This is a genomic window from Allokutzneria sp. A3M-2-11 16, assembly GCF_024213555.1.
Classification (GTDB): Bacteria; Actinomycetota; Actinomycetes; order Mycobacteriales; family Pseudonocardiaceae; genus Allokutzneria.
Window position 1 is genome coordinate 122,812 of record NZ_JANAVO010000010.1, and the last position, 19,955, is coordinate 142,766.

Annotated in this window: 20 protein-coding genes; 10 read left to right on the forward strand and 10 right to left on the reverse strand. The window is 70.8% G+C overall.

Going from position 1 to position 19,955, the window contains the following annotated elements; genetic code table 11:
* The first annotated feature begins 162 nt into the window (after nucleotides 1–162).
* Complete coding sequence (locus NLX83_RS32625; protein ID WP_254239082.1) at nucleotides 163–513, forward strand: hypothetical protein; 351 nt, start codon at nucleotides 163–165, stop codon at nucleotides 511–513.
* Nucleotides 514–547: 34 nt separating this feature from the next.
* Nucleotides 548–1,468, forward strand: coding sequence for a LysR family transcriptional regulator (locus NLX83_RS32630; protein WP_254239083.1), 921 nt, complete (start codon nucleotides 548–550; stop codon nucleotides 1,466–1,468).
* A gap of 388 nt (nucleotides 1,469–1,856) precedes the next feature.
* On the opposite strand, the gene NLX83_RS32635 is transcribed toward NLX83_RS32630, so the two are convergent.
* Nucleotides 1,857–2,408, reverse strand: coding sequence for a TIGR03086 family metal-binding protein (locus NLX83_RS32635; protein WP_254239084.1), 552 nt, complete (start codon nucleotides 2,406–2,408; stop codon nucleotides 1,857–1,859).
* A gap of 64 nt (nucleotides 2,409–2,472) precedes the next feature.
* Here NLX83_RS32635 and NLX83_RS32640 point away from each other — a divergent pair, with 64 nt between their 5' ends.
* The 3 genes from NLX83_RS32640 to NLX83_RS32650 are packed head-to-tail and all read left to right on the forward strand — an operon-like array spanning nucleotide 2,473 to nucleotide 4,565.
* The gene (locus NLX83_RS32640) at nucleotides 2,473–3,216 is read left to right on the forward strand and encodes a helix-turn-helix domain-containing protein (RefSeq protein ID WP_254239085.1); all 744 of its coding nucleotides are present in this window, start codon (nucleotides 2,473–2,475) and stop codon (nucleotides 3,214–3,216) included.
* A gap of 38 nt (nucleotides 3,217–3,254) precedes the next feature.
* Complete coding sequence (locus NLX83_RS32645; RefSeq protein WP_254239086.1) at nucleotides 3,255–4,073, forward strand: class I SAM-dependent methyltransferase; 819 nt, start codon at nucleotides 3,255–3,257, stop codon at nucleotides 4,071–4,073.
* Between the two features lie 42 nt (nucleotides 4,074–4,115).
* Complete coding sequence (locus tag NLX83_RS32650; protein ID WP_254239087.1) at nucleotides 4,116–4,565, forward strand: MerR family transcriptional regulator; 450 nt, start codon at nucleotides 4,116–4,118, stop codon at nucleotides 4,563–4,565.
* On the opposite strand, the gene NLX83_RS32655 is transcribed toward NLX83_RS32650, so the two are convergent.
* The 4 genes from NLX83_RS32655 to NLX83_RS32670 are packed head-to-tail and all read right to left on the reverse strand — an operon-like array spanning nucleotide 4,481 to nucleotide 9,549.
* A complete protein-coding gene (locus NLX83_RS32655) occupies nucleotides 4,481–5,623 on the reverse strand; it encodes an NAD-dependent epimerase/dehydratase family protein (RefSeq protein ID WP_254239088.1) in 1,143 nt (380 codons plus the stop codon). The genes NLX83_RS32650 and NLX83_RS32655 overlap by 85 nt on opposite strands.
* A 28-nt stretch (nucleotides 5,624–5,651) precedes the next feature.
* A complete protein-coding gene (locus tag NLX83_RS32660; RefSeq protein ID WP_254239089.1) occupies nucleotides 5,652–6,455 on the reverse strand; it encodes an MBL fold metallo-hydrolase in 804 nt (267 codons plus the stop codon).
* Nucleotides 6,452–8,827 carry a glycoside hydrolase family 65 protein gene (locus NLX83_RS32665; protein WP_254239090.1) on the reverse strand — a complete coding sequence of 792 codons (2,376 nt, stop codon included), beginning with the start codon at nucleotides 8,825–8,827 and terminating at the stop codon, nucleotides 6,452–6,454. The genes NLX83_RS32660 and NLX83_RS32665 overlap by 4 nt, the downstream gene beginning before the upstream one ends.
* The gene (locus NLX83_RS32670) at nucleotides 8,824–9,549 is read right to left on the reverse strand and encodes an HAD family hydrolase (protein ID WP_254239091.1); all 726 of its coding nucleotides are present in this window, start codon (nucleotides 9,547–9,549) and stop codon (nucleotides 8,824–8,826) included. The genes NLX83_RS32665 and NLX83_RS32670 overlap by 4 nt, the downstream gene beginning before the upstream one ends.
* Before the next feature lie 569 nt (nucleotides 9,550–10,118).
* On the opposite strand from NLX83_RS32670, the gene NLX83_RS32675 reads away from it, so the two are divergent.
* On the forward strand, nucleotides 10,119–12,005 hold the full coding sequence (locus tag NLX83_RS32675; protein WP_254239092.1) for a beta-ketoacyl synthase N-terminal-like domain-containing protein: 1,887 nt from the start codon (nucleotides 10,119–10,121) through the stop codon (nucleotides 12,003–12,005).
* Here the strand turns inward: NLX83_RS32675 and NLX83_RS42125 are convergent, their stop codons facing one another.
* Nucleotides 12,006–12,341 carry a DUF5313 family protein gene (locus NLX83_RS42125; protein ID WP_254239093.1) on the reverse strand — a complete coding sequence of 112 codons (336 nt, stop codon included), beginning with the start codon at nucleotides 12,339–12,341 and terminating at the stop codon, nucleotides 12,006–12,008.
* 60 nt (nucleotides 12,342–12,401) lie between these two features.
* On the opposite strand from NLX83_RS42125, the gene NLX83_RS32685 reads away from it, so the two are divergent.
* Nucleotides 12,402–12,854, forward strand: a complete 453-nt coding sequence (locus tag NLX83_RS32685; RefSeq protein WP_254239094.1) for a MarR family winged helix-turn-helix transcriptional regulator — start codon at nucleotides 12,402–12,404, stop codon at nucleotides 12,852–12,854.
* Between the two features lie 42 nt (nucleotides 12,855–12,896).
* Nucleotides 12,897–13,358 (forward strand): VOC family protein, encoded by a 462-nt coding sequence (locus NLX83_RS32690; protein ID WP_254239095.1) that lies wholly within the window; start codon nucleotides 12,897–12,899, stop codon nucleotides 13,356–13,358.
* A 174-nt stretch (nucleotides 13,359–13,532) separates the two neighbouring features.
* On the opposite strand, the gene NLX83_RS32695 is transcribed toward NLX83_RS32690, so the two are convergent.
* Nucleotides 13,533–14,501: an SDR family oxidoreductase gene (locus NLX83_RS32695; RefSeq protein WP_254239096.1), complete on the reverse strand. Its 969-nt coding sequence runs from the start codon at nucleotides 14,499–14,501 to the stop codon at nucleotides 13,533–13,535.
* A 208-nt stretch (nucleotides 14,502–14,709) separates the two neighbouring features.
* Between NLX83_RS32695 and NLX83_RS32700 the strand changes: the two genes are divergently transcribed.
* The gene (locus NLX83_RS32700; RefSeq protein ID WP_254239097.1) at nucleotides 14,710–17,091 is read left to right on the forward strand and encodes a TIM-barrel domain-containing protein; all 2,382 of its coding nucleotides are present in this window, start codon (nucleotides 14,710–14,712) and stop codon (nucleotides 17,089–17,091) included.
* A 20-nt stretch (nucleotides 17,092–17,111) separates the two neighbouring features.
* Nucleotides 17,112–17,423, forward strand: coding sequence for a hypothetical protein (locus tag NLX83_RS32705; protein ID WP_254239098.1), 312 nt, complete (start codon nucleotides 17,112–17,114; stop codon nucleotides 17,421–17,423).
* On the opposite strand, the gene NLX83_RS32710 is transcribed toward NLX83_RS32705, so the two are convergent.
* The 3 genes from NLX83_RS32710 to NLX83_RS32720 form a co-directional block, all read right to left on the reverse strand.
* Entirely contained in the window at nucleotides 17,420–18,205 is a 786-nt protein-coding gene (locus NLX83_RS32710; RefSeq protein ID WP_254239099.1) for an SDR family NAD(P)-dependent oxidoreductase, read from the reverse strand. The two genes, NLX83_RS32705 and NLX83_RS32710, sit on opposite strands and share 4 nt — an antisense overlap.
* Before the next feature lie 72 nt (nucleotides 18,206–18,277).
* The gene (locus tag NLX83_RS32715; protein WP_254239100.1) at nucleotides 18,278–19,033 is read right to left on the reverse strand and encodes an isocitrate lyase/PEP mutase family protein; all 756 of its coding nucleotides are present in this window, start codon (nucleotides 19,031–19,033) and stop codon (nucleotides 18,278–18,280) included.
* A complete protein-coding gene (locus tag NLX83_RS32720; RefSeq protein ID WP_254239101.1) occupies nucleotides 19,030–19,893 on the reverse strand; it encodes an SDR family oxidoreductase in 864 nt (287 codons plus the stop codon). Before NLX83_RS32720 ends, NLX83_RS32715 begins: the two co-directional genes overlap by 4 nt.
* Between the last annotated feature and the right edge of the window lie 62 nt (nucleotides 19,894–19,955).

Here is a 19,955-nt window from a genome sequence, read left to right on the forward strand (position 1 = left end):
ACCGTGCTGTTCGCGCAACCGCACTGGCGGTGCCCGGACCTGCGGAATTGAGCTTTATCTGAACACTCTTTCGTGATTTCTTGAGTATTCATTGAGTTGCGGCCAGGTGTTCGATCGGTCCACTGTTCTGTCGTCAGCGTTGTTTCCACAAAGGAGATGAAGATGTTTTCAGTGCGCCTGAGCGCCGTGCTCGCGGCCACCGTCGCCGTCGTTGCCTCGGCCGCGCTCGTGCTGCCTGGTCAGGCCAGCGCGCGCGAGAACCTGGACTGCGGCTTCAACAGGGCCATGGCCGCGCAGGCCAAGGGCTGGCCCAACGCCCCGCACTACAAGCACTGCGGTGACAAGCCCGTGCTCTTGCTGCTGGAGAACGCTCTGAAGAAGGGCAATGTCTGTTCTCCTCCGCACAAGCCGCACGAGGGGCTGGAACTGCGGCCGATCAAGAATGACCAGGGCGAGGAGTTCTACGAGGTCATGTCCGCCAAGGTCGTCGGCGACTGCGGCGGGGTCGGCTGAACGACGCCTTTCCGCCCCGGCCGATAATTCCGGCATGGAGCTGCGCCAGCTTGAGTACTTCGTCGCCGTCGCCGAAGAGGCGAACTTCACCAGGGCCGCCGCGCGGGTGCACGTGGCTCAGCCCGGGGTGAGCGCCCAGATCCGGCGGTTGGAGCGAGAACTGGGGGAGCAGCTGCTGGACCGGTCGGGGCGGACCGTGCGGCTGACCGAGGCGGGGGCGGCCGTGCTGCCCTACGCCAAGGCGGCGCTCGCGGCCGTAGCCGGGGCGAAGTTCGCCGTGGAGGAGCTGACCGGCCTGCTGCGCGGGCGGGTCGACATCGGCGTGGTGACCGCGTGCGGGGCCGTCGACCTGCCGACCGCGATGGCCGACTTCCACGAGCTGCACCCCGGCGTCGAGGTCACGCTCACCGAGGGGAACTCGGCGGACCTGCTCGACGCCATCCGCGCGGGCGGCCTCGACCTCGCGCTGGTCGGCCTCGCGGGGCCGCCGCAGGGCATCAGCACGCACGTTGTTGTCGACGAGCGACTGGTCGCCGCGGTGAGCCCGGACGACCCGCTGGCCGATCGGTCGGAGATCACCCTCGACGACCTCCGCGACCGCGCGCTGATCTGCCTGCCGAGGGGCACCGGCGTGCGCACGTGCCTCGACGACGCTTGCGCTGCGGCAGGTATCGCTCCGCGCGTCGCCTTCGAGGCCAGCGGTCCGATGATGGTGGAGCGCCTGGCATTGCGCGGGCTGGGCGTCGCGATCCTGCCCGGGGCGGCCGGCCCTGGCCTGCACACGCTCTCGATCACCCCCGAACTGCGCAGCCGCCTCGACTTCGCCTGGCGCTCCGACGACCCGATCGCCCCCGCCGCCCGAGCCTTCATCACCCACCTCCGCCACGCATTCCCGCACTCCGCCGCCGTAGGACCGTCTTCAAGTACCCCGAACCCCACCCAAATCCATCGCTAACCGCTACCAACCCCGGCCGAGGTTGGGGGCGGTTAACGACTCCTGGGGAGGGGGTTCGGGGTACTTGAAGACGCCCCAACCACCTGGCGCCAGGAGGTGGTGCACCGAGGACGGGGATGGGCAGGAGGAGGCAAGACCGCGTCCTGCAAGTGGTCCCCAACGATCGTGCCGCCACCCCTTCGTCCCCTCGCTCACAACATCAGCTGGGCAGCCCAAAATCCCGTTTCGTACTCAAAACGGGTTTTTGGAGCGCTCTTTTTCCCGTTATGAGTACGAAACGGGGTTCTCTAGGTTGAGGCCGCCGCGCGTTGGGTGTGCGGGCGGGTGGAGTGCATGGGCTGAGTTTACTCGGTGTGCGGAGTGCGGGCGGGGCCTTGCGGGGCACGGGTTAGGCGGGCCAGGAGGGGGAGCGGCCGCTGAGCGCCAGTGCCTTGTCCAATGTGGACGCATCGGTGGGGACGGGGGCCTCGGGGCCGTAGACGCCCATCTCGCGGCCCTGGTCGGCGCTCCTGGCGATCTCGCGGTGCACGTAGTCGACGACGTCGGCGTCCCACTCCACGTGCTGGCCGGTGGCGCGGGCGAGGTCCCAGCCGTGCACGACGAACTCGCCGACCACCATGCCGCCGACGAGTTCGGCGGGCAGCTCGAAAGAACCGCCCATGGTCGTCATGCCCTCCCACGCCGACGCCGGGCGCCACGCGGCGAGGGTCCGCTCGACCTGGGCCTCCAACGCCTCGGCCCAGTCACCGGAAGCCCCGCCGGGCGGAACCGCTTCCTTGCGCGCGGCGCCCTCCAACGACGGGCCCCAGTGCAGCAGGTGGTCGATCAGCGCGCGGACGTCGAACTCGGCGCACGGGGTGGGCGAGCCGAGCTGGTCGGGCTTGATGTTGCGGACGATCTCCAGGAAGGGCGCGGCGGCGCGGGCCATCAGGTCGCTCATGGGCCAAGAGCCAAGCCGAGCGGCTGGCGGGTGTCTTGAACAAACGCGACATAGGCTGCGCGGCATGGGCAGGGACGCACGTGGGCTCGGCGGCGCGTGGACGAAGTACCAGCGGCACGCCTTCCCCAGCCCCTCGCCGGACCTGGCGCCTTACGTGGCGCGCTACTGGGTGGTGTCGTGGGAGTACGACGAGCCCTACCGGCAGCTGATCGTCCCGTACCCGAACGTCCACCTGACCTTCCAGGGCGGCGGCGCGACGGTGAACGGCGTGTCCAGCGGGCACCAGGTGAAGGTGCTGGAGGGGCGCGACGGCGTGTTCGGGGTGGCGTTCCGGCCGGGAGCCTTCCGGCCGTTCCTCGGCGCGTCGGTCAGCACGATCACCGACCGCAGGGTGGACGCGGCCGAGGTCTTCCCCGGCCCCCTCCCCGCGGAGCCGGACGTGCCGGGCGTGGAGGCGTTCCTGCTCGCCCACCTGCCGGAGCCGGACCCGCGCGCCCAGTACGCGACCGACGTGGTCGAGAAGATCATCGCCGGGCCGGAGATCACCAGGGTGGACGTGCTCGCCGGGAACCTCGGCACGAGCGTGCGGGCCCTGCAACGGCTGTTCGCCGAGCACGTGGGCATCGGCCCGAAGTGGGTGATCCGCCGCTACCGGCTGCACGAGGTGACCGAGCGGCTGGAGCGCGGTGAGCCGATCGACTGGGCGGTGCTCGCGGCCGACCTCGGGTACTCCGACCAGGCACATTTCGTCCGGGACTTCCGGGCGATGTTCGGCGAGCCGCCCACTCGGTACGCGCAGCGGTACTGAAGATTCAGAGACTTGTGAAATGGGTGTAGCTTGACGCCATGGACCGCGAGAAGATCACGCTGACCGGAGCGCAGGAGACCATGCTGGCCACGCTCTACGCCCGAGCGCTGGACAGCGTGCGGCCGGACCCCGTCCTCGGCGATGTCGCAGCCGCCGACGCGGTGCGGCGCATCGACTACGACTTCCGCAAGACCGGCATCAAGGGCACCTCCGCCGTCGGGGTCGCGTTGCGGGCGAAGACGCTGGACGACTGGACGCGCGAGTTCCTGGCCGCCAATCCGGAGTGCACCGTGCTGCACCTCGCGTGCGGCCTGGACACCCGCGTGCACCGGATGGCCCCGCCCGCGTCGGTGCGCTGGATCGACGTGGACTTCCCCGAGGTGGTCGAGCTGCGCGAGCGCCTGCTGCCGACGCCGCCGGGGGACTACACGGTGATCAGCTCGTCGGTCACCGACGACGCGTGGCTGGAGCAGGTGCCCGCCGACCGCCCCGTCGTCGCGGTCTTCGAGGGGCTGAGCATGTACCTGAGCGAGGAGGACGGGACGCGGCTGGTCCAGCGGATCACCGGGCGCTTCCCGAGCGGTGAGCTGCTCTTCGACTGCTACGGCTCGATGGGCATCAAGCTGCAGAAGCTGGTGCCCGCCGTCCGCAACGCCGGGGCGACCCTGGACTGGGGGATCGACACCCCGGGCCAGATCGAACGCCTGCACCAGGGCCTGACCTGCGTGGACGCCCTGCGCAGCGTGGACATGCCCGGCCTGGAGAAGCTGCCGCTGTCCGGGCGGATCGGGATGAGGGTGATCGCGCACATCCCGGCCCTGCGCGATATCGGCAAGATCATGCGCTTCCGGTTCTGACCGCTTGACTTGGAGCGCACTCCACCCGCGAGGATTGCGCTCATGGACGAATCGCTCACGGTCAGCGAGGCCGCGGCGGCAGCCGGGGTCAGCACGCACACGTTGCGCTACTACGAGCGCGCGGGGCTGCTCGACCACATCGAGCGCGGGTCCTCGGGCCGCCGCCGCTACAGCCAGCAGAACCTGGGCGCGATCGAGTTCATCCTGCGGCTGCGCAGCACCGGCATGTCGATCGGTGAGATCAAGAAGTACACCGACCTGGTGCGCGCGGGCGCGGGCAACGAGCGGGCCCGGCTCGGCCTGCTGGAGGACCACCGGGACAAGATCGTGGCCTCGCTGGCCGAGCAGCGCGCGCACCTGGCCGCGATCGAGAAGAAGATCATGATCTACGCGGACCTGCTGGGCGTTCAGCCCGCGCGGCGCGACCTGCCGAGCAGCCCCAGCAGCACCACGCCGCCCGCGGCGAGCGCGAACCTGCGCAGTCCCCGGTAGTCCCTGCGCGCACCGCCGTCCACAGTGGACCGGTCGGACTGCTCGCCGGAGCCGCCGAGCCGGTCGGCGCTGAGCGCGGGACTGGTGCCGCGCACGCCCGCGCACAGCCCTTCCACCTGCTCGCGCGCGCAGTCGGCGCTGCTGTGCTTCGGCGCGAAGCCGAGTTCGCGGCGAGCACGCGAGCTGTCCAGCAACGGGGAGACCTCGGCCAGGTCGAGCCACCCCGGCGAGCCGCCGATCACCCTGGCCCGCCAGAGCGCCGTCACGGCCGCCTTCGCCAGGAAGTCCGGCACCGGGATCGCCTTGGCGTGCATGGCTTCCGCGAGCGCGGCGCGGTCGAGCGTGTCCTCGGCGGAGAGGTTGAAGGCACCCGTCGCACGCTTCTTCAGGATCGTGATGATCGCGTCGGCCACGTCGTCGGCGTGCACCAGCCGCAGCTTGAGCCCCGACGGAATCGGCAGTACCGGCATGAGCTTGCTGCGCCCCAACCGGAGCAGCAGCGGAGTGACGAGCGGCCGCAGGTACAGCGCGGCGATGCTCGCCGACGCGACGCGTTGCGTGACCAAGGTCGGCCGGATGACGGCGACGGCGCAGTCGCGGAAGCCTTCCAGCTCCTGCTCCACCGCGACCTTGTGTCTACTGTAGACAGAGCTGGGCACGCCCGTCGCGGGCGAGGACTCGTCGACGGGAAGCGCCGTAGGTGCGTACACACCAAGGGAAGAGGCGTACACCAGATGCGGAACGCCTGCCTGTCGCGCGGCCTCGAACACCGCGCGGCTGCCCTCCACGTTGACGGCGTGCAGCCAGTCCTCGTCCCGGATCGGCTGCACCGCCCACGCCAGGTGCACGACGGCATCGGCACCCGCGAAGACCTCGCTCAACCGCTCCGGCGCGGTGAGATCGACGGCCTCCCACCGGGCGATGTGGTACGGCGGGGCCGAGGGCGGCGGAGGCCGGCGGCACACGCCGACGACCTCGTGCCGCTCGTCGGACTCGGCCAGCCGCCGCAGCAAGCCGGTCCCGATGTTCCCGGACGCACCGGTGATCACGACCTTCATGGTGAAGGCGTACCCAGCGCGGGCGGGATCAGTCGCGGACGTGCTCCAGGTACCGCTTCGCCGAGCGCTGCACGACCTCGTGGCCGTCGCGCGGCACCTCGGACTCCCACCAGGCGCCGTGGATCGTCTCGAACCGGTACTCCGACAGCATGTCCGCCGCACGGCGCACCACGCTCGGCCGTTCGGGGATCAGGTTCGGGTAGCTGTACATGAAGCCGACGAACTCGCGGTCCGGGATGACCTGGACGATGTCGCCGGAGAGCAGCGTCCCCGCGCCGTTCGCGCCGTCCCGCCAGTGCAGCACGGTCCCGCCCGCGAAGTGCACGCCGAGGTTGACCAGGGTCAGGTCGTCGGCGAGCCGCTTGGTGGTGCCGCTCCACAGCTCCACCGCGGGATCGGGGCGGCCGATCCACTGCTGGTCGTTCTCGTGCAGGTGGATCGGCACGTCGAAGGTGTGCGCCCACTCGACCATCGTCGTGTAGTAGTGCGGGTGGCTGATCGCGATGCCGGTGATGCCGCCGAGCGCGCGGACCTGTTCGACGAGCTCGTCGTCGAGGTACGCGGCGCAGTCCCACAGGAGGTTGCCGGACTCCGCCCGCACCAGCAGCGCCCGCTGCCCGATGGCGAAGCGCGGCTCGCAGCCGATGCCGATCAGCCCCGGCCCCTGCTCGCGCACGACACCCCGGTGCTCGCCCGCGCGCAGCGTCGCGAGATCGGTCCACGCCTGCCCGGTCGGCGGCACGTACTGGCGCTCGTCCTCGCAGATCGGGCAGTCCGGGCGCGGGGCGGCGTACTGCGTCCCGCACGTGCGGCAGACCGGCAGGGTGCTCACGGTGCTCCTCGTCCTCGGGGTGCGCGCCCGTCCGGCTGGCTGACCTTGGGCGGCTCCGGGGCGGGCGGGATCGGCAGCGTCACCTCGGCGCCCGGCTCGACGACGATCGCCTCACCGTGGTGCGAGGTGTGCAGCGGCCCGCCGGAGACTACCCGGTAGGTGGCGCTCTCGCGGTCGACGGTGACGCAGAAGCTGGTGTCCCGCAAGCGAATCCGGAACGAGAAGCGATTCAGTGCCGGGGGAGTCCTCGGCGCGAAGCTCAGCTTGCCGCCGTGGTCGCGCATCCCGCCGAACCCGGCGACCACCGCCGTCCACGCGCCCGCGAGCGAGGCCATGTGCAGTCCGTTGCGGGAGTTGCCGTGCAGGTCGTCGAGATCGGTGAACACCGCCTCCAGGAGGTAGGAGTACGCGAGGTCGAGGTGCCCGATCTCCGCGGCCAGCACCGCCTGCGTCCCCGCGGACAGCGAGGAGTCCCGCACGGTCCGCGCCTCGTAGTAGGCGAAGTTGCGGGCCTTCTCCTCCGGGGTGAACGCGTCGCCGCGCAGGTGCATCGCGAGCACGAGATCGGCCTGCTTGATCACCTGCTTGCGGTACAGGTCGAAGTAGGGGTAGTTCAGCAGCAACGGGTAGCCGGACTCCGGGGTGTTCGCGAAGTCCCACTCCGCGTGCGCGGTGAAGCCCTCGGCCTGCTCGTGCACTTCGAGCTTGCGGTCGTAGGGGATGGCCATCCGGTCGGCGGCGGCGGTCCACCCGGAGACCTCGTCCTCGGAGACCTCAAGCCGCCGCGCCACGTCCGGCTGGCGCCCGCACACCGCGGCGGCCTCGCGCAGGTTCTGCTGCGCGATCAGGTTGGTGTAGACGTTGTTGTCCACCACGGCGCTGTACTCGTCGGGCCCGGTGACGCCGTCGATGCGGAAGCCGTCGTGCGGGTCGTGGTGCCCCAGCGCCGTCCACAAGCGCGCGGTCTCGACCAGCAGTTCCGCCCCGCAGGCGCGCTCGAACTCCTCGTCCCCGGTGGCCGCGACGTACTGGGCCGTCGCGTACGCGACGTCGCCGGAGACGTGGAAGGCCGCCGTGCCCGCGGGCCAGTACGCCGAGCACTCCGCGCCGTTGATCGACCGCCACGGGAAGGCGGCGCCGCACTGGCCGAGCTGTGTCGCGCGCTCCCGAGCTTTGTCCAAAGTGGAGTGCCGCCAGCGCAGCGCGTCCCGTGCCGCCTCGGGAACGGTGTAGGTGAGCAACGGCAACACGAAGATCTCGGTGTCCCAGAAGGCGTGCCCGTCGTAGCCCGGCCCGGTCAGGCCCTTGCCCGCGATGGCCCTGGTCTCCCCGCGCGCCCCGGCCTGCAGCACGTGGAACAGCGCGAAGCGGATCGCCTGTTGCACCCGCTCGTCGCCGTCCACCTCGACATCGGCCGCCGCCCAGAACTTGTCCAGGAACTCCCGCTGCTCGGCGAGCAACCCCTCCCAGCCGGTCTGCAAGGCCCCGTCGAGCGCCGCCTCCACCTGGGCGCGCAGCGCGGGCACGGACCGGTTCGCCGACCACCCGTAGCCCAGGTACTTCGTCAGCCGCAGCCGCCCGCCCTTGGGCACGTCGACCGCCACGGTGAACCGCGCCAGGTCGTCCTCGGCGTGGATGTTGGTGCGCAGGTTGTCCCGCGTGTGGAGCGTGTGGTCCATGGCCGCGGCCATCCGCAGCTCGGAGCGCCTGGTGTGGTGCGCGAGCACGGCCCGGCTGCCCTCGGCCACCGCGAAGTCCGACACCAGCGGGTTGTCCAGCGCCGCGGCCACTCGCGGATCACCGGAGCGCTGCTCGATCGGCTCGTTGGCCAGCAGGTCCGACTGCACGACGAGCTGGATGTCGTCAGCGGGCTCGATCTCGTAGTGGATCGCCGCGACCGCGCGCTGGGTGAAGGACACCAGTCGCTCGGTGCGCACGGTGACGCGCCGCCCGGTCGGCGACTCCCACTCCGTCTCCCTGCGCAGCGTGCCGGAGCGGAAGTCCAGCACGCGCTCGTGCGAGATCGCGCGGCCGTAGCGCATGTCCAGCGGCTCATCCTCGACCAGCAACCGGATGATCTTGCCGTCGGTCACGTTGACCACTGTCTGCCCGGCCTCGGGATAGCCGTAGCCGCCCTCGCCGTAGGGCAGCTGGTGCTCCTCGTAGAAGCCGTTGAGATAGGTGCCGGGCAGACCGCGCGGCTCACCCTCCTCCAGGGTGCCGCGCAGGCCGATGTGCCCGTTGGACAAGGCGAAACTCGACTCGGTGCGATCCAGGCTGCCGACATCGAGCCCCCGCCAGGCCAGCTTCCACGGGTCGGTGCTGTATCCAGTTGCGCCTCCGCGCGGAAAATTACGTCGGCGGTAACTCAAAGCAGCTCTCCCAGGTCGTCCACCACGATGTCGGCGCCGTGCTCGCGCAGCGCCTCCGCCTGACCGGCGCGGTCCACTCCGACCACGTAGCCGAAGTCCCCGGCCCGCCCGGCCGCGACGCCGGAGAGCGCGTCCTCGAAGACGGCCGTGGCCAACGGGTGCACGCCGAGCTTGCGCGCCGCGGCCAGGAACGAGTCCGGAGCGGGCTTGCCGCGCAGCTGCTCCTGGTCGATCACGACGCCGTCCACCCGCACGCTGATCAACTGCGCCAGCCCGGTCGCGGCGAGCACGCGCTCACCGTTGGCCGAGGAGGTCACCACGCCGAGCGCCAGACCCGCTTCGTGAGCGGCTTTCAGGAACCGCACGGAACCGGGATAGGGGGTGACGCCTTCCTCGGTGAGAATCTTGTCGATCAAGTCGTTCTTGCGGTTGCCGACACCGTGCACGGTGGCCAGGTCGTGCGGATCGGCCGGGCCGCCCTCCGGCAGGGTGATCCCGCGCGAGGCCAGGAACGTGCGCACGCCGTCCCGCCGCGGCCTGCCGTCGACGTAGTCCAGGTAGTCCCGCTCGCTGAACGGCCGGAAGGACGGTCCCTCGCGCGCGGCGAGGAACTCGTCGAAGACCTGTTTCCAGGCCTTGCGGTGCAGTTCCGCGGTGCTGGTGAGCACGCCGTCCATGTCGAACAGGCACGCGGTGATCTTCTCCGGCAACTTCGTCGGCATCCGCACAACCCCCGTGGTCGGTGATCGTTTCGCGCTGGGAGTGCCCTCCGCCGGACGAGCCTAACCGTGCCCGGTTCGGCGCACCGCCCGCCCGATTCCGGGCGAAACGGGTCCGTTTCATTACCCGGCAATTCCCGTGTGTTCTTGCCAGGGTCTCCCCGGGCCTTGTGAAAATGGGACACAAAGGGGGAAAATTCACCCCTCGTGGAGTGGCGCCAACGCTGCGAGGTGGGGCGATAGCTCAATGCTATGACCTGCGACTATGGCAGGTCGTTGAGATGTGAAGTTCCTGATTCCAGGCGGGGCGCGCGAACGCGGGACTGGTAAGTTCCCGTTCCGAAGTGAGCGGCGAACCATTCCTGGGGCGGAATGACGGGCGCGGCGCGGGAAGGCTATCCCTCCCACCCCTGTGCGGAACTGGGGCTGTTCCGCGGGGATAGGGGTCGGCTTTCCCCGCCACCGTCCCTAGGTTCGGTGGTGTCGCGCGTGCGCCTGGGGGCGTGCGCGGCACCGACCACGTCTCGCCGACGTGCTTGACGGCCGGCGCGGTCGTCGAGAAAGGGGACGACATGTCCGCAGAGGACGAGCGGATCGCGATCGTGTCGATGGCGCACCGGGAGCCCGGCGTGGGCCCACCCGGGTTCGACTCGGCGCTGTTCGGCATCGACGCCGCGGACCTCGACGCGGCCCGGCGGGTCTCGCTGGAGCTGGCGTGGGAGGTCCTGGAACGCGGCGGCCTCGACCCGCTCTCCGCGCGCGAGGGCCGGACCGGCGCCTACGGCTGCGCGGCCGCGGAGCTGGCGGGCGCGTTCCGGCTGGGCGGCCCGGCGATCGTGGTGGGCACCGCGCACACCCCGCTGGTGGCCGTGCACGTGGCCGCGCGGGCGCTGCGCGACGACGAGTGCGACCTCGCCATCGCGGGCGGCGCGACCGAGACGGACGGCGCGTCGATGCTGCTGCTGGAGCGCCTCGCCGACGCGCGCAGGCACGGCCACCCGGTGCTCGCGGTGATCGTCGCGGGCGCTGTGGGGTCGACGGTGGAGCGCGCCAACGACGCCGCGCTGCGGGCCGCGGGCCTGGAACAGTCCGAAGTGGACACTCTGGCGGACCTGCGCTCATTGACCCAGGACCACCGCGGTCTCGTCGGCGTCTCCGCCCCGCCCGGCGTGCACCTGGTCCTGGAGCCGGTCGAAGCCCCGTGCGAGGTCAGCACGGCCGTCGAGCTGCCGGACACGCCGCTGCTGCTCTCCGCCGCCAACCGGGCCGGACTGCGCGCGCAGGTCTTACGGCTGCTCGACCACCTCGAAGCCGACCAGGACGCCTGCCTGACCGACGTCGCCTACTCCCTGGCCACCAGCCGCGCCGCGCTGCCGCTGCGGATCTCCGTCGTGGGGGACCGGCGGGAGGTGCTGGACGGGCTGACGGCCATCGCCGCGAGCGAGCTGGACGTGACCAGGGCCGCTCCGGTCCCGGCCACGTTCTTCTGCACCGGTGAGGCGCCCCCCGCGTTCGGCCGTGAGCTGCACGCGGAGTTCCCCGTCTTCGCCGAGGCTTTCGACGAGATCTCCGGCGAGTTCGACGCGCTGCTGGAGCAGCCGTTGCGGGACGTGGTGTTCGCCGTCGACGAGCCCGCCGCCCCCTACGAGCGCGCCGCGACGTTCGCGGTCGAGGTCGCGCTGCACCGGCTCGCCGAGCACTGGGGCCTGCCGGTCCGCCGCGTGGACGGCCGCGGTATCGGGGAGATCAGCGCCGCGTACTGCGCGGGCGAGCTCTCCCTCGCCGACGCGTGCGCCCGGGTGCTCGCGACGGAGCCGGAGGTCGCGGCGGCCTCACGGCTGGACCTCGGCCCGCTCGCGGTGCTCACCACCATGCCGGAGATCCCGTTCGGCACCGCGCCCGGCACCGCCCGGGTGGCGCTGCTGCACCCCGACGAGCCCGAGGCGCGGTCCCTGGTGACCGGCTTCGCGCAGCTGCACGACCGCGGCGTCGAACTGGACTGGGCGGAGTTCTTCTCCGTGACCGGGGCGCGCCGGGTGGACCTGCCCACCTATCCCTTCCAGCACGTCACCGTTCCGTCCCGGCCGGAGCGCGAACTCTGGCGCGGCGTCCCGGAATCGGGTACCTGGCTGGTGATCACCGCCGCTGACGGCGCCGACGAGCCGCTGACCGGGGCCGTGCGCGACGCGCTCGCCCGCGACGGCGCGGTGGTGCGGTCGATGGAGGCGGGCCCGTGGAACCGGGAGCAGTTCGCCGAGCACCTGCGCGCCGCGCTCGGCGACGAGGCGCCCGACGGGGTGCTGGCGATGGCCGGGGTGGAGACCGACCTGCTCGTGCTGGCGATGGGCGACGCGGAGATCGACGCGCGGCTGTGGCGGCTGGCGCCCGCGCTGCGGGTCAACTCCGGTGGTGTCCGCCGCGGCCCGCGCGCCGGGTTCTGCCACCGGGGTCGCCGCTGATCAGCCGCGCGTGTTCGTGGCGTGGCCGCGCGGGAAGCCGTACTTGGTGAGCCGCGTGTCCGCGTTCTCCGGCGCGTAGGACAGCGAGTAGTACACGCCGACGATCATGCCGAGCAGCAGCGCGAGCAGCACGACCTCGCCGGGACCTCCCAGCGCCACGCCGAACACCAGGTACAGCAGCGCGAGCACCGGGGAGACCAGCACCAGCGAGCGCAGCACGTGCCGGAGGAACCAGGTCCGGCAGGTGAGGTCGTGCACCACCCAGTCGCGGTAGCGCGCGGGCAGCTTGCCGCCGAAGGCGTACCACAGCCACAGCACCGGATTCGGTCGTCGCACGGGCCCTCCTTGTTTGCCACACCAATGGTTAGTGTACCAATCATTGGTAGGCTCTCCGCTGTGACTCAGCAGACGGATCCGCTCGAGCTGGAGCGGCAGGTGTGCTTCGCGCTCTCGGTGGCCTCGCGGTCGGTGGTGGCGATCTACCGGCCGTTGCTGGAGCCGATGGGGCTGACGCACCCGCAGTACCTGGTGATGCTGGCGCTGTGGCAGCACGCGCCGCTCTCGGTGAAGGACCTCAGCGGCATGCTCCAGCTGGACCCGGGCACGCTCTCCCCGCTGCTCAAACGGCTGGAGGCGGGCGGCCTGGTGCGGCGCGAGCGGGACAGCCGGGACGAGCGCAGCCTCGCCGTGACGCTCACCGCGGCCGGGCGGGAGCTGCGCGCCGAGGCGGAGAAGATCCCGCCCGCCGTGGTCGCCCGGCTGGGCATGCCGGTGGAGGAACTGGAAAGCCTGCACGAGGCCCTCACCCGGGTGATCGCCGCCGCCTCGCGGACCGAACCTGTCCGCTAGGGGTGCCAGGGTGGCTTTTCCCGCAACGAACGGAGCCCACCGATGAGCCGCCACATCCAGGTCACCTTCGACGCCCACGACCCGCGCGCGCTGTCGTCCTTCTGGCGCGAGGCCCTGGGCTACGTCCACCCGGCCCCGCCCGGCGTCGAGCTGGCCGAAGGGGCCGACCCGCTGGCCGCCTGGGACGACTTCCTCGCGGGGATGGGTGTTCCGGAGGACCAGCGCAACACGCGGTCGGCGATCGAGGACCCGGACGGCCACGGCCCACGCGTCTTCTTCCAGCAGGTGCCCGAGGGGAAGACCGCGAAGAACCGCGTGCACCTCGATGTCCGCGTGGCGCCCGAACTCCGGGGCGATGAGCGGATGGCCGCGCTGGAGAGCGAATGCGCCCGGCTCGTCGCACTGAGAGCGACGCGCGTCCGCCGCTTCGAGCCCGAGCCCCCGATGGGCTTCGGCTTCATCGTCATGACCGACCCCGAGGGCAACGAGTTCTGCCTCGACTAGCCCGAGCCCCGCGCGCCCTCCACACACCACGTAAACTGGGCCTATGCGCCCCAACCGCCCCCCGGCCCAACGTGAGGCGGCCTCAACCTAGAGATCTCCCGTTTCGTACTCTTAACGGGGAAGAGAGCGCTTCCAAATCCCGGTAAGAGTACGAAACGGGAGATCTTGGCGGCCTCAGCGCGGGTTGAGGTCGCCGAAGCCCGCCGCGTCGAGGAGTTCGCGCTGGATGCGGCCCGCGGTCTCGTTGAGCTCGGCCCACTGGGGTGGGAGACCGGGGCCGAACGTGCGCAGCGGGCGTTTCCCGTGCGGCGTGCTCACGAGGCGGGCGATGGTGTCGGCGACCTGTTGGGGGTCGGGCGCTTCCGGGTCCTCGGTGAGGTGGGACTCCGCCCGCCCGACGAGGTCGCCGTACTGCTGCCGCCGCCGGTGGTCCTCCGGAGCGAGGGCCCGGACGTGCCGCCGGTAGTGCTCGATCCCGTTGGGGATCACGAAATCCGTGTTGTACGCGCCCGGCTCGACGATCACCACGTCGACGCCGAACCGCGACAGCTCGTAGCGGGACACCTCGGTCATCGCCTCCATCGCCCACTTCGAGCCGACGTAGGGGCCCATGAACGGCAGCACGAGCCTGCCGAGCGCGGTGGTCAGCTGCACCACCAGCCCCGCGCGCTGCCCGCGCATGATCGGCAGGACCGCGCGGTTCATCCGCAGATGGCCGAAAACGTTGGTGTTGAAGAACTCCTGAAGCTCGGCGACGGAGACGGTCTCCATGACGGCGGGGTGGAAGATCCCGGCGTTGTTGACCAGCACGTCGATTCGGCCCGCCCGCTCCCGCACCTGGCCGATCCCGTCGGCCACCGAGCGGTCGTCCCGGATGTCGATGTCGAGCACGTCGAGCGCGAGTCCCTCCTTGGCGGCGATGGCCCGCAGTTCCTTCGTCGCTGCGGCGTTGTCGCTCCGGGAGTGGCGCATGGTGGCGAAGACCCGGTGCCCGGCCCTGGCCAGGGTCAGCGCCGTGAGCTTGCCGAAACCGCTGCTGCACCCGGTGATCACCACGACCTTGCCACTGGGAGCGGCCTCGGCCCGGCCGGCGACGCCGAGCGCCGCGACCCCACCGAGGACTGTGCGCCTGGAGACACTCACGTCTTCCTCCTCTGCTCGGTACCGGCCTCAGCCCACCAGCGGGCCTCCCGGAACGGAAAGACCGCTTCGGTCACGCGTGATACCGCAGGGGTATGGGTGTTGTTCGACCGCCCCAATCCTCAGTGGACACCGCGGATCGCTCCGGGCATCGTCGCTGTCCTGCTCCAAAGCTGGGGAGTTAGGGATGCGTTACGCGAGACTGGTTTCGATGGCCGTGTCCGGGGCCGTCACCTTCGCCATGCCGTTGTCCGCCGAGGCGGCGAAGTCGCCACTCGTCGTCCGCGCGGGCGCGCTGACCGCAGAGATTTCCGCGCGGCCGTGGCAGATCACCTTCAAGGACGCGGGCGGCCGTGTCGTGCTTGCCGAGCACTCGGTTGGCGCTCTCGGGTTCCGGGCTGAAGGGCACTGGTGGCGGGCCAAGGAAGTTCGTTCGACGCGCAGGTCCGGAGGCGGCCTGGAGCTTCGGGTGGCGAGCACGCATCCGAACCGGGAGATGACGGTCAGCGTCGCTCCTGATGCCGATGGCGTCATCAAGGTCGCGGCCTCCGTCGACGGCGCATCCCCTGACTCATACGGTGTTTCCTTCCGCGCAGCCGACGGCGAGCGCTATCTCGGGTTCGGTGAACGCGCCAACGCGGTGGACCAGCGGGGAAACACGGTCGAGAACTACGTCTCGGACGGGCCCTGGCAGGACGCCGAATATCCGGCCATCGCCGCGTACGTCCCGCCGTGGGGGCTGAGGGAGCGGGCCGACGCCACCTACTACCCGGTGCCGTGGTTGTTGTCCTCCAAGGGATACGGGGTTCTCGTCGACAACGCCGAGACGAGCTACTTCAAGCTGGGCGATCCGAAGGCGTGGAGCGCCGAAGTGACCGGGAAACCGGACGGCGAAACGACGGCGGCCCCCGTGCCGTCACCACGTTCGTTCGGGTTCCGCGTCTTCGCCGGGCCGCGACCCGCGGATGCCTTGGCGCGCTTCACCAAGGCCACCGGGCGTCAGCCGTCGCCCGCCGCTCCGTGGCTGTTCGGCCCCTGGGTGCAGGCCACCGGCGACCAGCACCAGCAGGCGGCACAGCTCCGGAAACTCCAGCAGGCCGACGCTCCGGTGTCGGTCGCGCAGACGTACGGGCACTACCTCCCCGGGGGCGTCGACCGGGCCGCGGAGCGCGAGCGCTTCGCACGCCTGCACGCGATGGGCCTCGCGGCGACGACCTACTTCAATCCCATGGTCGACGTGAAGTACGGCAAGGCGTACGGGCCGATCGCGCGCGCGGGCGGCTTCACCTCTGGCGCAGACGGAAAGCCGTACGTCTACCGCTACGGGGTCACCAACTACGACGTCAGCCAGATCGACTTCCGGACGGAAGCGGGGCGGCAGGCGTACAAGGGGCTGCTCGCCGAGGCGATCGAGGACGGCGCGGACGGCTGGATGGAGGACTTCGGCGAGTACACGCCGCTCGACGGGCGCAACGACCACAACTCCTATCCCCGCGAGTACCACTGCGCTGCCAACGAGTTCTCGGCGCAGGCGGGGCGGCCGATCGTGCGCTTCGTGCGGTCGGGGTGGACCGGCTCGGCCCGGTGCTCGCCGGTGGTGTGGGGCGGAGATCCGACGACCGGATGGGGCTTCGACGGCCTCCGCGGTGCCTTGCACTCCGGGCTGAACATGGGCACGAGCGGCGTCGGACTGTGGGGCTCGGACATCGGTGGCTACTTCGCGCTCGGGCCGAACGCGCTCACACCGGAACTGCTCACCCGCTGGGTGCAGCTCGGCGCGGTGTCCGGGGTCATGCGCACGCAGGCCGAGGGAACCGCCGTCCCGGCGAAGGAGCGGCCGCAGGTGTTCGACGACGGCCAGATCGGGAACTGGCGTCGCTACGCGAAGCTCCGCACGCAGCTCTACCCGTACCTGGCCGGGGCCGCCGCCGACTACGAGCGCAGCGGCATGCCGTTGATGCGGCACCTGGCGTTGGCCTATCCCGATGATCCGCGGGCCGTCGCCCGAACCGACGAGTTCCTGTTCGGGCCGGACATCCTGGCCGCTCCCGTTCTTCAGGAAGGCCAGCGCGACCGCGCGCTTCACGTGCCGCGCGGCGAGTGGATCGACCTGTGGCGTTCGGTGTCCTACCAGGAGAACACCGGCGGGCTGAGCCTCGGCGCGGTCGCCCCCGTGCGCGGCGGACAGGAGACCACGCTGCCCGCTCCGCTGGACCAGCTGCCACTGCTCGTCCGGGCGGGTGCCGTGCTGCCGCTGCTACCGCCGGAGGTCGACTCGCTCTACAACCTCGCGACAGACGAGATGCGGCTGCTGGCGTTCCCGAACCGGACCAGTTCGGCGAAGCTGGGCAACGACGGGGAACTGCGATCGACCGAAGCGCAAGGGGCCTGGACGATGAGCCTGACCTCCCGGCACGAGCGGACTTACTCGCTGCAAGCCTCGATGGCCACCCTTGAGCGTCCCATCGTCCCCTGCGCGGTGACGTTGGACGGCAAGGAACTGCCTTCCTGGTCCTACGACGCGAAGTCGCGCGTGCTCACCGCTCAGTTCCGGGTCGACACCGGGACCCTGCGCGTCGCGGGCTGCCGGTGACCCCGCCGAGGAGAACGATCATGGTCGGTACACCGGTACCGCCCAAGGGTGCCCGCGCGACGGTGCATGTGGCGCCCAACCCGACAACCCAGCCAGGGCAACGGGTGACCATCACCGGCCACTGCGGAGGCGGGACGGGGTTGCGCGCCATCGCAAGTGGGGTCAACGGCTCGGCCATGCTCGAGGAAGTCACCATCATCGATCCGGGTCCAGATCGGTTCGTGGCCACCGCGCGGCTCCGCGCCGGTATCGGCAACGGCGTCGGCCCGATCTTCGTCGATTGCGGTGGCGAGATCGGAGTGACCCTCCTGGTCACCCACGTCGACCCCTAGTCCTCCTGGTGCAACGGCACGGCCAGGCCCGCCAGCAGGCCGCCGTCCACGCGGAGGTCCGCCCCGGTCACGAAACTCGCCCGGGGACCGGCCAGGAAGCCCACCGCCTCGGCGACCTCGCCGGGAGTGGCGACCCGGCCGAGGGGATGGGCCCGGCCCCACTCCGCGACCACCTCGTCGACCGGCCGCCCACCTCCGTGCAGGCCGCCCGCCCACCGCAGCATCGGTGTGTCCACCGAGCCGGGGCAGACCACGTTGACCCGGATGTTCTCCGGCGCGTGATCGACCGCCATCGCCTTGGCCATCGCGAGCAGACCGCCCTTGCTCGCGGCGTAGGCGGCCACCTCGCGTTGCGCCGCGTACGCCTGGACCGATGCCAGCAGGACGATCGAGCCGCCACCGCGCCGCCGCATGTGCGGTATCGCGTGCTTGGCCGCGAGGTATGCCCCGCGCAGGTTGACCGCGAGGACGTCGTCGAAAGTCGACTCGTCGGTGTCGACCACCGTGCCGTACCGCTGGATTCCCGCGCAGCAGACCAGAATGTCCAAGCCGCCCAACGTGTCCTGCGCGCTCGTCATCAACGCCCGAACGGCGTCGCCGGAGGTGACGTCGGTGGTCATCCAGTGGGCCTTGGCACCCGAAGCGGTCTGTTCGAGCCGTTCGGCATCGGTGTCGCCGAGCACGAGATCCGCCCCGGCAGCCGCCAAGTGCTCGGCCACTGCCTTCCCGATGCCTTGAGCCGCACCGGTGACCACGGCCACCTTTCCGGTCAGTTCGCCCACTGCGGCTCCATATCGTCATTGCCTTGTCCTGCTTGGGCAATTCTCGAATGCGGAGCGCGACATGTCCAACCGCTAGGCCGGGAAGTCGCCGGTCTGCAGGATCGTCGTGGCCACGGTGACCGCGGCGCTCATGGCAGTCCCGGCCAGCCAGGGCACGCTGACCCGCCGCGCACCGGCACCGGCGATCTCGGCCATCGACATGCCGGGCAGGGCCATGACGCTGACGGGCCGGGAAACGGCTCGGCAGACGGCGCGGATCTCGTCGGCGGCGCGCAGTCCCGGGGCGAAGAGGACGTCGGCACCGGCGTCCTCGTAGGCGCGCAGCCTGCGGATCGTGTCGTCGAGGTCCGGATTGCCGCGGTAGTGGTTCTCGGCTCGAGCCGTGAGGGTGAACGGGAACCCCAGCGCTCGCACGGCGTCGGCCGCCGCGGCGACCCGTTCGGCCGCCTGGCCTGGTTCGAGCAGGTACCCGTCCGGGTGCCAGTCCTCGATCGACCCGCCAACGGCTCCGGCGGCGGCCACGCGCCGGAACGTCCGTGCCACCTCGGCGAGCGTGATCCCGTGGCCGTGCTCCAGGTCCATCGAAACGGGGAGATCGGTGGCCTCTGCGAGCACCCGCGCGTGCTCCACCACCTCCTCGACGCCGACCTCGCCGTCGGCGCGGCCGAGCGTCTGGGCGAAGCCGCCACTGGTGCTCGCCAGCGCCTTGAAGCCGCAGCGCGCCAAGGCTTTGGCCGAGCCCGCGTCCCACGGGTTGGGGATCACGAACGGCTCGCCCTCGTGCAGCGCCCGGAACGCGAGCGCCTTCGCCCGCTGGGCCGCGGTCACCGGAACGCCGCCGCGGCGCGCTCGGCGAAAGAGGTGAACGTGGCCGGCTCGCGGCCGGTGACCCGTTCGAAGTCCGGGGAGATCATGACCCGCTCGCCCGCCTTCACCAGCGCGTAGAACTCAAGCAGGTCCTCGACCAGCGCGTCCGGCACACCGGAGGCCAGCATCGCCTCCCGGGCAGCGGCTTCCGGAACGTCGACGAACGTGATCGGCCTGCCGAGGACGGCGGACAACCGCTCCGCCTGCTCCGCGTGGGAGAGCGCCTCAGCGCCGGTGAGCGTGTACGCCCTGCCCTCGTGTCCGTCCGCGGTCAGCGCTTCGACCGCGACAGCGGCGATGTCGTCCGGATCGATACAGGACACCTTGCCGTCGCCGGTCGGCAGGTGGAAGGCGTTCTCGGTCCTGATCGACTCGGCGCTCAGCAGCAGGTTCGACATGAACGCGATCGGTCGCAGATGCGTCCAGGCCAGCCCGGAGCGCTCGATCCGCTGCTCCGTCTCGCGGTGCAGCCGGGCGAAGGCGAACTCCGGTTCGGTACCCCTGCCGGGGACTGAGAGGTAGACGATGTGCTTGACGCCCGCACGCTCCGCCGCGGTGACCGCGTTGGCCTCCAAGCGGAGCTTCTCCGTTCCCGGAAGGTCGGGTGACAGCAGGAAGATCCGCTCTGCTCCGGACAGCGCCGGCTCCAGGGAATCGGGCAGAGAAAAATCTCCCGGCACGATTTCCACATCTGCTCCGAGAATATCCCTGGCCTGGCGGGCGTCCCTGGCCAGTGCTCGAATCTGCTGGCCCGCCGAAGTGAGGCGGGCGACGACTCGGCGGCCGACGGTGCCGGTCGCACCGGTGACGACGATCAACATTCCTCCAGTTGTGCGCATTATTCCCGTTCGACCGGACTGTATCGCCGAAATTTTCCGGCGTA